This window comes from Gimesia chilikensis, assembly GCF_007744075.1.
GTDB lineage: Bacteria > Planctomycetota > Planctomycetia > Planctomycetales > Planctomycetaceae > Gimesia > Gimesia chilikensis_A.
On sequence record NZ_CP036266.1, the window covers coordinates 321,150 to 336,248 of the forward strand.

The following is a 15,099-nucleotide window of genomic DNA, read 5'->3' on the forward strand; positions in this document are numbered from 1 at the left end:
GAGTATGAACTCATGACCGAGACGATTTCCATGCCTCATCCACAGTTATCAGCAATCGCCATCGAAAAAGCATACCGGAAAGACAAGCACAAGGTGCCTGTGCTGCGGGGCATCGATGTCGACGTGCAGAAGGCCGAGTTCCTGTCGATCGTGGGGCAGTCCGGTTCTGGTAAAAGTACCCTGATGCATCTGTTCGGTCTGCTCGATTCCCCGGATATCGGGGAAATTCACCTCGAAGGTCAGCGGATTGACGATCTGCCCGATCACGCCCGCGACCAGATCCGTAACCGGGTTTTCGGCTTCATTTTCCAGTTTTATCATCTGCTGCCCGAGTTGAACCTGCTGGAAAATGTGCTCTCGCCGCTGATGATCCGCTATTCTACCTGGGAATACTGGAAGCAGAAAAAACAGTTCAAACAGGATGCGCTGGAGATCATCGAAAAGGTCGGTCTCTCGCACCGTATCAAGCACCGTCCCTCGGAAATGTCGGGCGGGGAAATGCAGCGGGCCGCGATTGCCCGGGCCCTGATTGCCAAGCCTCAGATCCTGCTGGCCGATGAACCGACGGGAAATCTGGACAGCAGCACCGGCAAAGAAATTATGGACCTGCTCACCAGCTTGAATGAGCAGGATCAGCTCACTATTATCATGGTTACGCACGACAACGCGATCGCCGCTCAGGCGCATCGAACAGTTCGTCTGACGGAAGGCCAGATCGAGGTTCTGGGCAAATCTCATCCCACCTCGGCATCAGCCTAGATACAAACGGTCAGTATCTGCTGTTCGGGTTGAACCGCTGTCGCCTGCGTAGTGTCCATGGCATACGCATAGCGTATGATGCTTCTGTCTGAAATGGATTTCGCCGATTCCTCGCACAGGATGGAAAGTCCGCCAAAACCTGCCAGCTGCGTTCTGGCCCAGTTTGAGAATGGTACCCGAGTCACATGTCGCTCCAAGTTTATATTGACGGAAAACTGCTTCCCAAGGAAGAGGCGAAAATCAGTGTCTTCGATCATGGTCTGCTCTACGGCGACGGTGTCTTTGAGGGGATTCGGGTTTACGGTAAAAAAGTCTTCCTGATGCAGGAGCACATCGACCGTCTCTATGAGAGCGCACTGGCGATTCGCCTGGAGATTCCGCTCTCCAAGGAAGAGATGATCAATGCCGTCAATGAGACTGTGGCCGCCAACGGCATTGAAGATGGTTACGTGCGACTGGTAATCACACGCGGTGCGGGTTCTCTAGGTCTCGACATTCGTCGTACCAGCAACCCGCAGGTGATTATCATCGCCGACAATATCTCCCTGTATGATCCGCAGCTGTATATCGACGGTTTGAAGATCATCACCGCAGCGACGATCCGCAACCATCCGGCAGCGCTTTCCTCACGTGTGAAGTCGCTGAACTACCTGAATAATATCCTCGCCAAAATTGAAGGGACTGACGCCGGCTGCATCGAAGCTCTGATGCTCAATCACAAAGGGGAAGTGGCGGAGTGTACCGGCGATAATATTTTCATCATCAAGAACGGCGTACTCAAAACGCCGCCCGTAGATGCCGGCATCCTGGAAGGGATCACCCGCAACGCGGTAATCAAACTCGCTGAGGAGTCGGGAATCAAGGTCGAGCAGTCCCCCTTCACGCGGCATGACATTTTTGTCGCCGACGAATGCTTCCTGACCGGTTCTGCAGCGGAAGTCATCCCGGTGGTGGCTCTGGACGGCCGCGAGATCGGGACAGGCAAGCCAGGACCGATCACCAAAGATCTGAATGAAAAGTTCAAACAGCTGACGCGCTCCTGAACTGGAGAAGGTTCTTGCAGACGGTAACGGGTCTGGTAGGATAAGAAAATACCACTCTCTGCGGTCGGATTGCCGGGGAGTGGTGTTTCATCTAAGAAGCGACTTTTCTACCCGTCTGTCCTGTCAGGAACCGATCTGATGCGAAAATGCTGCCAGACCGTTGTCGGCCTGTTGTGTGTGTCTCTGTTGTTCTGGTCACTCAGCAGCGTGCAGGGAGAGCCTGATAAGTCCGCGTCCACAGCCGGGGTGAAAAAATCCGCCTCCCTCCCACCGGAGATCAAGCAGGCTCTGTCCGAGTTCAACTCGTTGATTGGCGGCTGGCGGGGTGTGGGAATGATCAAACGTAATTCCCGGAAAGGGGCCTGGTCTGAGAAGGCGGAATGGGTCTGGAAATTTGACCCGCAGCAGTCAGGCATCGCTTATGAAGTTGAGGATGGCAAATTTCTGAAGTCGGCCCTGTTGTCGTACGATCCGGAACAGAAGAACTATCAACTGGCGACCATCCTGCCCGATGGTACGAAACGCGATTATACAGGCGCGCTGCAGAAAGACACACTGGTACTCGAATCTCAGCCGGATGCGGAGGGGGCCGTCTATCGGATCTCGATCCGCAAGCTGAATGAGAAGCGGACTCTGGTTCTGTTTGAACAGCGGAACCAGGGGCAGTCATTCTATTATCGACTGGCGGAAGTCGGATATACCCGGGCCGGTACGCGGCTGGCAGCCTCGGGGAGCGGCGGTCCGGAGTGCATCGTCACCGGTGGTGCCGGCACGATTGCGGTCAGCCACAAAGGCAAGACCTACTATGTCTGCTGCAGTGGCTGTAAGCAGGCGTTTGAGGACGATCCCGAGACCTTCATCGCAGAAGCGAAGCAGAAAGCGGAAGAACGCCGGAAGCAGTCGCAGTCTCGCTGATTAGAAGTTTTCCAGCGACGAGCCCAGTTCAGTGGGAGCAGAATCTTCAGCTGGTTCTTCGAGAACGACCTCGTTTTCTTCCAGGTCCGTACGGGGCAGGGGAATACGTTCACCCTGTTCCGCTGATTTGGACATCGGGTTCAGCCATTTCGGGAGCCGGGAGAAGCGAGAGGGCTCTTCCGATTTGGTCTGCAGAATAGCAGGTTCCAGTTCCACAGGCTGGTCCTGAGAGACAGTCTGGATTTTCGCTGGATGGTTGTCTTTCCGGGTGTAAAACTCCAGACCGAAGAATGGAGATCGCCCGTTGCTGTCCATCTGGAAAACCTTGTTTCCCAGACCCTGGCAGCCCGTCTGTGTACTCATGAGGAGTCCACTGATGCAGAGAACTCCCAGTAATCGCAGCCCATTCATTGCTTGACTTATTCCATCCTTGTCCAAGTCAATTCTGATTTATATCTGACTCCGGTGATTACGCTCAGCGCAATACCAGCCTGTATCGTCATCGGCTGTCGGAGGCCTTCAGATTTGATATTTTCCCCAGATCGATGTTTTCCGGGAGAAAATAGTTCCTGCGGAGTCATCCAGACTCAGCAGTTTACAGATTTATTCCTGATCGGCTTCTTTTGCCAGTCGACTTTCGATTTCCTCAGCCGTTTCTACGGGAGGTTCGCTCTGTTTGGGCACATCACGAAAGCCGAGCGTGCTGGTGATCGGGCCATCCGAGCCCATCTGACAGCCTGTCCAGGTCAGGCCGCTCAACAGCAGGCAACATGTTGTCAGGTGTAATTGTCTACGCATTGGGATTCCTTTCCCAGTCAATTAGAAACAATACCCCCAGGTAATTCGGGCGCGTTTCATAGCAGGAATCCGGTTTTGTGTGAAGAGGGATTTCAACTCCTCACCTTTTCGGCACGCACTTTTCGACTGTTTTGGGGCCCTGTTGCCGATTCGCCACGTGTTGCATTGAAACAACATCGCGCTAACTGACCTGATAACAGCGGGTTAAGGCCTCGCTGCTCCTCGCCCCTCAGATCGTGTTGATTTTTCACCACAGCCCGCTCAGACGGTGTGCCGCGTGCCGCAAGAATTCTTTCAACGGGAGGACTATTTTTATCTCCTTATATTTCAACAGGTTGTGATCACTGCTGTGAACAGTTTGTAAAAACTTTTTTACGCTCCGGCGCGTTTGGTATTCAGCTTGCTTTACATCCCAGTATCAACTTTGAAACGTTGACTCGATGCAAACAACTTTAAATCAAACAACTTTGGAGACCACAACTATGAAAAACATCCTCAACCAACTGATCAACGACGAAGCCGGTTTCATTGTTTCTGCAGAACTGGTTCTGATTTCCTCGATCGCCGTACTGGCCATGATCGTCGGACTGTCTGAAGTCGCTAATAACGTGAACCAGGAACTGGAAGATGTCGGATCCGCTTTCTCCAGCATCAACCAGACTTATAACCTCTGCGAAGTCTCAGGTCACAAAGGGGAACTCAGCGGCAGCAATTTCCGTGACTGCCCCGACTTCTGCTCAGGTCAGTGGGACATCTACTAAGCCTGACGCTCTGAAAACAACTCTACCCGAAACTGCTTTCTTTCCGAAGACGACCGCCTGCGGGGATTCACCACCCCTGCAGGCATCCGGTCACCCGAAACAAAACCAAAATCTCTTAATCTCTGGAGTCTGTGAACATGAATAGTGTGCTGATCCGTTTCATGAACGAGGAGGCGGGCTTTATTGTCTCTGCCGAACTGGTACTGATCTCAACGATCGCCGTCCTGGCGATGATCGTGGGGCTAAGTGAAGTCGCCCATGGTATTAACCAGGAACTGGAAGACGTCGGCTCGGCGTTTGGCCGCATCAATCAGAGTTTCTATGTCGCAGGGGCACATGGCCACAAGGCCTGCACGGACGGCAGCAGTTTCCGCGATCAGGCGGACTTCTGTGACGGCGAGAATGACATCGTCTGTGATCGTCCGCCTCGCAGCGAAGGGAACGGCTACTACTATTAAGCGATCGCGGAACAGTAGTTCTGCTCACAGATACTGTTTCCTCAACGGGAAGCAGGCATGCATCGAGGCGGAGGTCTCCACTTCAGGCACCCTGATCAGCGAATCTGGTCAGGGTGCTTTTTTTATGCGCGGTGCAGATCAGGTGATCCAGGAGCGGCTCTGATGAGGCTGAGCTGACTGCTCGATTTGATGCGGCGGATGCACGATCGGACCCGACTGTGGCTGACGGGGCTCCTGGGGTGTGCTTTCCAGCAGACGTTCCATCAGCTCGTACCAGGATTCCCGGTGAATTTCGAGGACCTTGATGGCGTTATTGATATAGCTGGCTTCCTGTTTCACATCGGCATGATTCAGGTTTTCGTACACGAACACGAACAACGCCTTGAGCTGTTCGATCATTTCGGGCTGTTGACCGGAATCGAGTCCACCGATCAGTTCGGCAACCAGATCGCGACTGCGGTCCAGGGCAAAGTGAGCGTGTTCAAACTGTCTCGATTCTGTGGCCTCCAGGGCTTTTCGAGCAAAACGCAGTGCCCCGTCGACCACCATCAGATGCAACTGGTGTGGTTTCGCGGTTAGAACCTGATTCTCCAGGTAGTCATTACCATTCATCTCCTGTTGGCCCTTCGTTATTTAGTTCTTCAGTCGTTTTTAATAATTAGTATTACTTATCGGATGATGCATTAAGCCTGTTCAAAGCGGTTTGCTGAGAGTTCAGCTGATTCACTATCGTTTCCTGCAGAGTGAACTGCTCAATCAGGCGTTGTCGTCGTGCTTCCAGAATCTCGTTCAGTTCCGCAACCCGGGTGTTGAGAGACAGGGCAGAAGCCTGGAGTGAATCTGTTTGTGCTTTCAATGTGCCGGTGAACGGGTCAGTCATTGAGGTGATGACTTCATCCATCACCACAGCAAAGCCATGATCTTCCTGCTGGAAGAATTCCGTGATCGCAGTGGGGTCGTCGGCCAGCTTCTGATCCAGCGTGCTTTCTTTGAGTTGCAGTTTGCCGCTGCTGTTGAACACAATCCCCAACTCGGACAGGCTCTTGATCGAGTTGTTGCTGACGGAAAGTTTTTTCGTCAGCAGACCTTCCAGTCGGGAAGTGATGTTAAAGATCAGGCTGTTCCCGTTGAGAACCCCGCGCTGGTTTGTCTCTGGATCAAAGCCTGTCAGGCTATCGGTCGCATCGACAAAACTGTTGTAGGAGTTCACGAAGCTCTTGATCGTTGTTTTGATGCCGGATGTATCGCGGGCCACATTGATTGTGGACGGTGCGTCTCCGACCGAGAGCAGATCGATTTCCAGTCCGGTGATGGCATCATCGAAACTGTTGGTCGATGAAGTCAGCAGGAAGGATGTCTGGGGGTTACTGCCGATGCGGATCAACGCGTCTTTGGCTTCGACGGAGGTCGAAAACCCGAAATCATAGTCGCTTTCCAGAATCAACTCGCCGCCTGCACCACTGCGTGAAGATGTGATTGACAGCCGCGATGAATTAAAGGCGGTTCCGTCGTCGATGATCGTAGCGGAGGCCACTCCAGAGGCATTGAACTTCTCGGCGATGTCTGCCAGGGTGTCGGTTGCTTCGATGGAAATTTCCGTGGTTTGCCGACTGGTAATGCCGGTAGTTCCGGAACCCAGAATACCCAGACTGGCTGCGACCGAACCTCCTGAAACTTCTTCGATCTTTACATCAAATGAACTGCCGCCGGTGCTTTCCACGATGAATCCATCGCCGGTGTCGTTCAGGCGGGCATTGATCTGAGCGCCCGCGGTCCCTGCGGCATCGTTGATTTTTGTGAGCACATCGCCGATGGTTTTGGTCGTCTCCGGGTCGGACAGGTCGACTACGAAGCTGGTACCGTCGCGGTCGATAATGCGAACGCTGCCCGAAGGGATCTCGATGCCGTTTTTACCATAGGTCGACAGCGAGGTATTCTGATTGATGTACCGCAGGTCTAGTGAGCCTGAGTCGACCGTATGTTTGTTATCTGCCAGCAGTGTGTCGATTTTGAGTGTGCTCGCGAGATTGCCACTCACGTCCTGAATTTCAATCGATGTACCCGAGGTGGCGGAAGTATCCTTGATGGAAATACCGGTTCCCGCCTGATTCAGACTGGCTTCAATCTGAATACTGCCGTTGCCATTGATGAGATCGATTACCTCGTCCAGTGTTTTTGCGGAAGAGAAATCGATCGTCGCATTTCCTCCCGCCCCATCTTCGATGTATACCGACCCGGCATTTAAAACCGGTCCCCCGGACTGGACTCCCCCATTCAGACTTCTGAGCAGGACCGAATTCAACCCTCCGCTGAGTGTGCCCGTGATAACGCCGCCAGTACCTGTCGTTTCGATATCCAGTTCCCGAGCCGCCAGTGATCCATTCAGCGCACTGACGGTGAAGGATCCTGCCCCGCCGGTGTTGTCGGTCAGGGTCAGTTGTCCGTTACTGGAGACGGCTGCGGTAATATTACCACCGTTGGAAGCATGGTTGTTGATCAGATCGACCACGTCGCCAACCGACTGAGCTGTATCCAGGTTGACATCAAAGGTACTGCCGTCCGAAGCAAGGATCTGAAAATCATCCAGGCCGCTGACGGTTGTAATGCCGTTACCGTCGTTGATTTGTGACAGTTTGAATTCTTCGGTGATGCGGTAAACAGAATCACCGTCAAAAGAGGGACCAACGACGGATTTCAGAATTCCCAGGTCGGCAGCTGTTTTTCCGCCAGCCACTTCACTGATTTTCAGGGTTCCCGAACCCGAACTGGTATCGCTGATGACCAGGTGATCATTCTGAATGCTGGCAACCACCGATGTGGCTGACTGGTTGATCTGATTGACGACATCGTCAATGGTCAGTGTCTTGGAAAGATCGACGATTTCGGTCTGACCGTCACGGTCTGTGATCCGAATGCTGCCGCGCTGCACTCCCGCGCCGTTGTTGAGTTCTTCCAGTAACCTGGACTGATTCAGTTCCCCGCCGTTGGAAATTGTAATCGTGGTCGCGGTCCCGATGGGGGTGGTGTCAGTATCGGGGAAACCATCGGATATGACTTGGTGGTTAGTGGCGGTCTGCAGACCCTGTAACTGGTAAGTGGCTGCGGTGGCGGTGCTGTTGGCAGCGACGCTGAACTGCTGGGTATCAGAGCTGGTGGCCTTCAGGGTTTCGAAGGTGCTTTTCAGATTCAGTTTCTGAGTCGCGGTCTTGAGAGTCAGCAGGTTGGCTTCGAGGGTTTTGATGCCCCCTTCCGTCGCTTCGAACGCCTGCGCACGGCTGGACAACTTCACCAGCGCATTTTTCTGCACGCCGATGATCGCATCTACTATCTCATTGATATTTAATCCGGTTGCCAGACCGACACCGGAACTGATGCCTGACATGTTAGTAAATCTATCTGATTCTACTGAGTTTCGTCGTTTCCAAAATTGTCCGCGCAGGGGTTACTACAGACTCACAATATTTATCGGTTAGTTAAAACCTGCTGCTTGAGTCGGCCTGTTGAATCTCAGCCCGCAGCCTCAGAATCCCGGGAAGGTTGAGGGATTGTGAGGTTTGTGCTGCTTTGCTTATTCAATGATGGCATACGACAGCGAAGTTGCGAACGGGAAGCGTTTGAGTCTGAGATTAGGGAGTCCCAGAGTTTCCATCGCTGCCAGAGTTTCACCCGGGAACAGGTCCATGTTGAGTTCGTCGAAGGCGATAATCGCTCCTTTGGGCATCCGCGGGATCAACAGCTCCAGTGCCACTTTTGTCGGTTCATACAGGTCGGCGTCCAGGTGTAAAAGTGAAACGACCAAGTGCTGATTTTTTTCGAGGTACTCAGGCAGAGTCACACTGATATCGCCTTTCACCAGCTCCACCTTGGAAATATGGTTGAGGTAGCGGGTTGAATCGTAGAGTTCGACTGCTTTCTGAATATCCTCCATGGCGTTTTCTTCCGACTTGAAACCGCCGACTTCCAGATGCTCACTGGTGCCTGAGGTGTCCTTGTCACTCAGGGAAGGGAAGCCTTCAAAGGTGTCGAAGCCGATGATTTTTCGCAGGTAGTTAACCGGTTCCAGAATTGCGCTGAAGTGTGCCCAGGCCATGAGACTGGCACCGCGGTGCACGCCGAGTTCCACTACAGAACCATTCACCTCCAGCTGCTGCTGAAAAATTTCATAACGCGCCAGCAGTTTGGTGATTGACTGCCGGGAGACATATTTGGTGAACGCATCCAGCTTGTTCAGATTGGAACCGACGCCGGATTCCCAGTAACGCTCAACCGCGTTTAGTGCGTCCAGGTCGCTGGTAGACTGATTCTGTGATTCACCAACATTGCCCCGTAACAGGCCTTTTTTATCTGCCATTTCGATTCAGCTTAATTTACAAGAGTATGGTTATGAGATGAAGTGGCCTCTGCATGCGTTGCTTCATGCCGTCAGGAAGCGGTTCGTTGCATGGCTTTGCGGGCGTGTGTGATTTCTTTGATTCGCCAGCCATCCTTCAGAAACTGCGGGTCACGCAAATCGCGGTAGCGTAGGTTTAACACGAAGCGGACATGCTCGGACTGGTTCTTACTGGGTGTATGTGGTGTCAGGCTGTGAAACAGCAGAACATCGCCGGCCTCCAGAGCGGTCGGCACGACACGGTCAAATCCCTGAACTACATCGGGGGGGAGTGAGTGCCATTTCGTTCGAATACCGTGATCATGTTCGTCATGGGGAACCGGTGGTTTCTGATGTTCTCCCAGTGCGAAAGTCAGACTACCGTTCCGGTGGTCTGTGTTCTGCAGCGGCGCGTAAAGCGTGATCGTCGACCAGGGGCCCTCGTTGTAGTACCAGTCCTGGTGCCATGAGGCCAGGTGCCATTCCGCATCGGGCATGCTCATCAAAATGATATAGCGGTCATGGATGGAAATTTCAGGTGAGAGTAACTGTTGCAGCAGTGACATCAGTCTGGGATGAGTCCCGGACGCGTGCAGGGAAGGTGCAGCGTTCATTGCATCATAGAGAATGCTCTGAGCGCCGGGGCAGCGCTGTTCAAGCTGCTGCAGGCGATCGCTGATTTGCGCGATCTGGCTGGCATCTTCCTGAACTTCGAGTCCGTAATGCTGTTCGAGCAGGCTCAAGCGACCTGACAGCTCGGTACACATTGGTTGCAAATCCGCAGGGGCAAATAACTGTTTCACCAGCAGCACCCCCTCCGCCGCGTACTGTTCCAACTGTTGATCAGAGAGTACGTAACCGTCTTGTGGGCAATCCAGTGTGCATAATTGATTTACGGGTAACATGTTGACCATCCCTGGAATAATGCAAGAATGAAATTTTATTCCGCGTAACCGAATTGAGTGACCAGCGGTTTAAAAAACCGGTTAACCATCGCCTGTTCCGACTGGGACAGGTCGTCCCGCCATTTACCGATTCGCAGGGGCTGTACAACCGAAGTCTCTGTGGTGTGTTCCTGGTCGATGCGAACAGACGCTCCTGTGGTGGTTTCGCCTGTTGCAAGGGCTGCAGGCTGGGTAGCGAGTTCACGGACTTCTTCAGCGATGCGGGAGACGGCATCCAGTTTCAATAGAATTCCCAGCTGGGTTGCCATCTGGAAGATGAGCGCGTCCGCGTTTTCAGCGATATGTTCGTAGGGAATGACCATGATGCCTGGTAGTGGCAGGGCATGGTGAATTTCCTGGTAAGCGGAGACCGTGGCCTCAACTGCATCGGAAAAGGATGCCTGCTGCAACTCCATCGATGTACAGACGACGTCGCGGGGATCCCGGTAATGATAGAAGGGGCGGACTGCATCCTGTTGCGCGGCCTGAATCGCCTCTTCAGTCAGCAGGTCGAACTTCAAGATCATCCGCTCGTGAACATTCATGGTGCCGATGATCTGATTCAAATCTTCGATAGACGTCGGTTCCTCTACCTGGAACGTATAGTTCTGACTTTCCCAGATTTTTTTGAAGACAGCCTGTGACCAGTCTGTACCTGAATTGGGGATGCCGAAATTGAAGATAATCATGCGTCAATCCTGTCTCAGAGCGAGTCTGAAAAATAACTGCTTACTGGTTGAGATCTGCGTCGAGCGAGTCGAGCTTGCGTTCCTTTTGTGCCAGAAACCGGGGACGGGGAATCTGGGATTCTTCGCGGGTTTCTTCACGACGATAGGGATGATTGTCATCGAAATAATTAATCAGCTGTCCCTGGTATTCAATCAGAATCGTTTTGCAGGGAATCTGGTTACGCTGGATTTCGAGAACGATATCAGCGGCCCGCCACTGTGTGGCGATCAGAATGACATCGACCGGGTGATCCAGCAGCCAGTCGCGGAAATGAATTTCCTGACCTGTACCCGGAACGAACGTGCCGACTTTGTTCATGTCAGAATCGATGACAGTCGGGAAACGCTGCATGTCCAGCTGGTGCTGATTGATAAAGGCGGCTGCTTTGCCGGTTCCTCCCCAGATCGCGGTTTGCAGACCGGAGTCGGCCAATTCTTCAAACTGAACTGCCAGTTGAGCAGCGGACTGCCGTGCTTTTTCCTGGAAGGCGACTGCCTGGCGTGCCAGTTCGACCTGATGTTTCTGAGGCTCGAAGCTGGCCATGCCGTAAATCACTTCGCCGTTGTAGCTGGTTTCAATCAGATCCACGTGGGTTGCACAGCGGGTCAGTAAGCGTTCCAGAGACTGGGAAGTGAAGTGAGAGTTGTGTTCGTAAAAGAAGTCGACCGTGCGTCCCGCATCCAGAACACCGTCGATACAGGGGACTTCGATAAACAGCCGTGTCGCACACTGGGCGACATTTGCTGCAAAGGCGACTTCCTGTGCAAAACCCAGCGGATTCATCAAATGTTCAAATACGTGTCGACTGATGATCAGATCGGGCTGCAGTTCTGCCAGGTGTTGACCGGGCTCGAACAGCATGGTCCGCGCTTCAATCAGTCCCCCCTCGGTTTCGATTTCCGCGTTGGGATCGAAGCCGATGAACTTTCCGGAGGGGATTTTCTTCGCCAGCGATCTGATAAGGTGTCCTTCCCCGCAGCCGATTTCCACCACGGTCGGATTTTCAGGCAGGCTGGCAGCGATCAGATCAGAGACCTTCTGCAGATGTTCCGACCAGATGGCTCCCTTGTTAAACATCAGGTTGGGTTTGTCCGAATAGGGCACCTTGGCGTAATCAAAAGCCGCATTCGAGATATGGCCACAGTCTACGCATCGCATGAAGTCGTGGGGTAACCGTTCCATGGCCTGTGCATCCGAGGTGCTTTGAGGCCAGGCCAGTGTCGTCAGGGGCAGCAGACCGCCATCGAAAAACTGAACCGCGATGTGGTATCCACAGGCCGGGCAGGTGTAGTTCCGCATAGCCGAGTTGAGAATATTTGAATGGTCAGTCGCTTCTGACTGTTGAGGTACAGCATCCATGCCGAGGTCCTTTTCCGTGTCCAAACAGGTCTGTGCTGATGAAGGAGAATGTTCCGGAATCGTATTTTGCAGCGCGGTTTCGAAGAAAGATTCCATTTCGCGGACCGTGCTGATGTCTTCAAAGATAAGATGACTTTTAGCGAGAATTTTGAGGCGGAGCTGATCGCGAAAGGCTTCATCGCAGCCAATGCGACAGGCCAGTTCGATGTACTCCTCGATCGAAGAGACAATACAGTCTTCGAGTCCCATTTTTTTGTAAACCGCCAGCATACCGCGTCCGCGCATGTAGCGGGCGGGCAGAGTGACGACGGGCGTGCCGATTGCCATAGACTGATAAGATGTGTTGCCACCCCCGAAGTGCAGCGGGTCGAGCAAGACGTCAGAAATGTAGATCAGATTCAGGAAGTCCGGCGTCGACATCCCGCGCAGGAAGAGGATGCGATCTACCACGTCGGGGAACGTTCTCTCGAAACGCGCGACGAGCAGGTCTTTCCATTTCGAAGTCTGGTCGCGAATCATCACGATTCGCGCCTGGGGATCTTTTCTGAGGATGCCCGCCAGAACCTGATCGAATTCCGGATGAATCTTGAACAGTGTCTGCGGACAGGCATAGACGTGATCGTCATCGGACAATCCGAACGCAGCCCGTGGTTTGATTTCTTCAGGCAGCCCGGGGCGGTAATAGTAAGAAGGCAGACTTTTGAGCCGGACCAGCTGCTCTGTGTAATGTTCGTCAGCGTCTTCGGGTTCAATCAGTTCGCTGGAAATGAAGTAATCGATTGTTTTCAAGCCGGTTGTAATGGGATGACCCCAGGTAACGCATTGCACGGGGGCATGCCGCGTCGTTGCCAGCGAGAAGATAAACGGGTCCATACCGATGTCGGCATAGAAGAGGACATCCAGTTCCAGGCTTTGCAGTACCTGGCTGGCCTGCCTCAAATCGACTCCCAGAAAGACATATTCATCCGAATGATTTCGGATTTCTTTCGCGGTATCGTCCGTATGTTTCGTGGGAGTGATCGTGATCACATGATATTTTTCCCGATCGAAATTGCGAATGATGCCTTTCATCAGAGAGCCGATAGTGTGATTGTAGAACAGACTGGAAATGAATCCGATTCGGATGCGTCCGTCTCTGTGGACAGTCGGTTCTTCGGGGGACCAGCTGAGAGTGTTCCTGATCTGGTACAGCTCTGCCATGCGTTCAATAATCGGACGATCATTGAATCCCTGGTACGCGAGGTAGAATGTTCCAGGCGTGAGTTTGATCGAAGTGTCGATGCAGACATTCTCCACATGTAGTGCTTCGATTTGCTCTTCGAACGACTCCCGTACTTCCTGGATCGCTTCCAGAGAGGCGGGGATCGGAGGCAGCAGACTTGCCAGGGCGAGCTTGTATTCGGGAAGCTGATTGAGTTCGTATGCCTTTTCCAGCGCCTCCCGGGCTTCTTCAAACATTCCCATGGTCTGGTAAACTGTAGCCAGATTGCAGTAGGACGGCACATAGGTGTCGTCATATTTGACGGCTTTGAGGAAACTCTTGAGTGCTTTTTTGACTTTCCGCTGCTGGTTCTGGACATGACCCTGGTAGTTCCAGAGCACCGCGTTTTCCGGATGGTGTTCCAGGCCGGCGGCAACATGTTTTTCCAGTTCTCTGTTACGCAGCTGTCGGGAATAGAGTTCCAGCAGGTTTAGTCGTGACTGCAGGTGTTCCGGTTCGAGGGCCACCAGCGATTCAAAGTAACCGACGGCAGAACCAATTTTGTTCTGTCGCATCCGGACGGAGCCCATCCCGAACAGAGACGCTGTATTGGTGGGGTCGCTTTGATAGAGACTCTGGAAAATATCATAGGCATAGTCGAGATCACCGATCGTAGCGACCAGTGAACCGAGATGAAAAGCGGCACCGGGATGGTTTGGGTGTTTGCCGAGGACTTCCCGGTACACGATCATAGCATCCTGAATCTGCTTCGATTCTTCCAGTGCTTTTCCGATATGGAACTGGATCTCGATGTTGTCCGGGTTGAGGCGCAGCGCTTCACGAAAACAGGAGAGTGCCTTCTCAAAGTTTTCCTGTTCCGCGTACAGAATGCCCAGGTTATTGAGGATCTCCCAGGAATCCCGCTGTAAGGCGGCTGCTTCTCTCAGGATCTGAATGGCCTGCTCATTTCGGTTTTGTGCTGAGAGGAAGACGGCATAGTTTTTAAGTGTATCCAGGTTTCCGGGGGCGAGTTCCAGAGCCGCCTGATATTCAAATTCTGCTTCAGGATCTTCGGCTTTCGCCAGGGTGTTCGCCAGATTGAAATGCGAGAGATGCAGTTGCGGTGCCAGTTCCACGACCTGGCGGCAGGTCGAAATGGCTTCTTCGAGCTGATCTGTTTCTGCAAGCAGATTGCCCAGGTTGATCAATGCTTCCCGATAGAGGGGCTTGAGTTCCAGCGCACGCCGGTATGCCTGGATGGCCTGCTCCTGTTCTCCCGCCAGCGTCAGGGTGATAGCCAGATTGTACACAAATGCGGCATTTTCTGGTTCCAGCTCCCGCGCACGTTCGTAGTTTCTGATGGCGTCGTCCAACCTGCCTAGTCCTTTGCAGGCAGCGCCGCGGTTGGAAAAGAACGAGCCGATCCCATCGTTCTGACAGATGGCACGGGTGATGAAATCGATGGCTTTCTCAAACTGTTGCAGGTGGAGATACACTACACCCAGCAGATGTAATGCGTCGACCTGTCCCGGGTCATGCTGCAGCACCTCGCGGTAGAGTTGCTCTGCCAGAGGCAGGTTCCCCGCCTGATGCTGCTTGACTGCAGTATTCAGTAATTCCTGAGGTGAAGGCATGACATCTTCTTTCAATCATGAAGCTGATTGAAACAGTTTTCAATCTAAGCTGAGACTGGCAGCCTGATCTGGAGGGGCAGGCTGAGTTTTCTGGTTATTCTGTCTGTATCGGCTGAGCTGGGGGGATAG

13 protein-coding genes are annotated in these 15,099 nt (G+C 53.0%); 5 read left to right on the plus strand and 8 right to left on the minus strand.

Going from position 1 to position 15,099, the window contains the following annotated elements:
- Positions 1-12 precede the first annotated feature (12 nt).
- The 3 genes from HG66A1_RS01330 to HG66A1_RS01340 all read left to right on the plus strand — a co-directional run bounded on the left by HG66A1_RS01330 (position 13) and on the right by HG66A1_RS01340 (position 2,717).
- Positions 13-759, plus strand: coding sequence for an ABC transporter ATP-binding protein (locus tag HG66A1_RS01330; RefSeq protein ID WP_197993760.1), 747 nt, complete (start codon positions 13-15; stop codon positions 757-759).
- A 185-nt stretch (positions 760-944) separates the two neighbouring features.
- Positions 945-1,802, plus strand: coding sequence for a branched-chain-amino-acid transaminase (gene ilvE / locus HG66A1_RS01335; protein ID WP_145180122.1), 858 nt, complete (start codon positions 945-947; stop codon positions 1,800-1,802).
- Positions 1,803-1,940: 138 nt separating this feature from the next.
- Positions 1,941-2,717: a TRASH domain-containing protein gene (locus HG66A1_RS01340; RefSeq protein ID WP_145180124.1), complete on the plus strand. Its 777-nt coding sequence runs from the start codon at positions 1,941-1,943 to the stop codon at positions 2,715-2,717.
- Here HG66A1_RS01340 and HG66A1_RS01345 read toward each other — a convergent pair whose 3' ends face one another.
- Complete coding sequence (locus HG66A1_RS01345) at positions 2,718-3,080, minus strand: hypothetical protein (protein WP_145180126.1); 363 nt, start codon at positions 3,078-3,080, stop codon at positions 2,718-2,720.
- Between the two features lie 240 nt (positions 3,081-3,320).
- The gene (locus HG66A1_RS01350) at positions 3,321-3,515 is read right to left on the minus strand and encodes a hypothetical protein (RefSeq protein WP_145180128.1); all 195 of its coding nucleotides are present in this window, start codon (positions 3,513-3,515) and stop codon (positions 3,321-3,323) included.
- Positions 3,516-3,997: 482 nt separating this feature from the next.
- On the opposite strand from HG66A1_RS01350, the gene HG66A1_RS01355 reads away from it, so the two are divergent.
- Both HG66A1_RS01355 and HG66A1_RS01360 read left to right on the plus strand, forming a co-directional pair.
- Positions 3,998-4,276 (plus strand): Flp family type IVb pilin, encoded by a 279-nt coding sequence (locus HG66A1_RS01355; protein ID WP_145180130.1) that lies wholly within the window; start codon positions 3,998-4,000, stop codon positions 4,274-4,276.
- A 137-nt stretch (positions 4,277-4,413) separates the two neighbouring features.
- Positions 4,414-4,734 carry a branched-chain amino acid aminotransferase gene (locus HG66A1_RS01360; RefSeq protein ID WP_145180132.1) on the plus strand — a complete coding sequence of 107 codons (321 nt, stop codon included), beginning with the start codon at positions 4,414-4,416 and terminating at the stop codon, positions 4,732-4,734.
- Between the two features lie 138 nt (positions 4,735-4,872).
- On the opposite strand, the gene fliS is transcribed toward HG66A1_RS01360, so the two are convergent.
- The 6 genes from fliS to HG66A1_RS01390 form a co-directional block, all read right to left on the minus strand.
- Complete coding sequence (fliS, locus tag HG66A1_RS01365) at positions 4,873-5,346, minus strand: flagellar export chaperone FliS (protein WP_145180134.1); 474 nt, start codon at positions 5,344-5,346, stop codon at positions 4,873-4,875.
- A 52-nt stretch (positions 5,347-5,398) separates the two neighbouring features.
- Complete coding sequence (fliD, locus tag HG66A1_RS01370; protein ID WP_145180137.1) at positions 5,399-8,116, minus strand: flagellar filament capping protein FliD; 2,718 nt, start codon at positions 8,114-8,116, stop codon at positions 5,399-5,401.
- Between the two features lie 186 nt (positions 8,117-8,302).
- Positions 8,303-9,085, minus strand: a complete 783-nt coding sequence (locus tag HG66A1_RS01375; protein ID WP_145180139.1) for a class I SAM-dependent methyltransferase — start codon at positions 9,083-9,085, stop codon at positions 8,303-8,305.
- A 71-nt stretch (positions 9,086-9,156) separates the two neighbouring features.
- Positions 9,157-10,008 carry a phytanoyl-CoA dioxygenase family protein gene (locus tag HG66A1_RS01380; protein WP_197996938.1) on the minus strand — a complete coding sequence of 284 codons (852 nt, stop codon included), beginning with the start codon at positions 10,006-10,008 and terminating at the stop codon, positions 9,157-9,159.
- Positions 10,009-10,043: 35 nt separating this feature from the next.
- Entirely contained in the window at positions 10,044-10,736 is a 693-nt protein-coding gene (locus tag HG66A1_RS01385; protein WP_145180141.1) for a hypothetical protein, read from the minus strand.
- A gap of 40 nt (positions 10,737-10,776) precedes the next feature.
- A complete protein-coding gene (locus HG66A1_RS01390; protein ID WP_145180143.1) occupies positions 10,777-14,970 on the minus strand; it encodes a tetratricopeptide repeat protein in 4,194 nt (1,397 codons plus the stop codon).
- Between the last annotated feature and the right edge of the window lie 129 nt (positions 14,971-15,099).

What these genes read in the sequence shown, in the direction of transcription:
- HG66A1_RS01355 (WP_145180130.1), top strand. Translation starts at nt 3,998, where the DNA reads ATGAAAAACATCCTCAACCAACTGATCAACGACGAAGCCGGTTTCATT.
- HG66A1_RS01345 (WP_145180126.1), bottom strand. Translation starts at nt 3,080, where the DNA reads ATGAGTACACAGACGGGCTGCCAGGGTCTGGGAAACAAGGTTTTCCAG.
- HG66A1_RS01385 (WP_145180141.1), bottom strand. Translation starts at nt 10,736, where the DNA reads ATGATTATCTTCAATTTCGGCATCCCCAATTCAGGTACAGACTGGTCA.
- ilvE (WP_145180122.1), top strand. Translation starts at nt 945, where the DNA reads ATGTCGCTCCAAGTTTATATTGACGGAAAACTGCTTCCCAAGGAAGAG.
- HG66A1_RS01330 (WP_197993760.1), top strand. Translation starts at nt 13, where the DNA reads ATGACCGAGACGATTTCCATGCCTCATCCACAGTTATCAGCAATCGCC.
- fliS (WP_145180134.1), bottom strand. Translation starts at nt 5,346, where the DNA reads ATGAATGGTAATGACTACCTGGAGAATCAGGTTCTAACCGCGAAACCA.
- HG66A1_RS01375 (WP_145180139.1), bottom strand. Translation starts at nt 9,085, where the DNA reads ATGGCAGATAAAAAAGGCCTGTTACGGGGCAATGTTGGTGAATCACAG.
- HG66A1_RS01360 (WP_145180132.1), top strand. Translation starts at nt 4,414, where the DNA reads ATGAATAGTGTGCTGATCCGTTTCATGAACGAGGAGGCGGGCTTTATT.
- HG66A1_RS01380 (WP_197996938.1), bottom strand. Translation starts at nt 10,008, where the DNA reads ATGTTACCCGTAAATCAATTATGCACACTGGATTGCCCACAAGACGGT.
- HG66A1_RS01350 (WP_145180128.1), bottom strand. Translation starts at nt 3,515, where the DNA reads ATGCGTAGACAATTACACCTGACAACATGTTGCCTGCTGTTGAGCGGC.
- HG66A1_RS01390 (WP_145180143.1), bottom strand. Translation starts at nt 14,970, where the DNA reads ATGCCTTCACCTCAGGAATTACTGAATACTGCAGTCAAGCAGCATCAG.
- HG66A1_RS01340 (WP_145180124.1), top strand. Translation starts at nt 1,941, where the DNA reads ATGCGAAAATGCTGCCAGACCGTTGTCGGCCTGTTGTGTGTGTCTCTG.
- fliD (WP_145180137.1), bottom strand. Translation starts at nt 8,116, where the DNA reads ATGTCAGGCATCAGTTCCGGTGTCGGTCTGGCAACCGGATTAAATATC.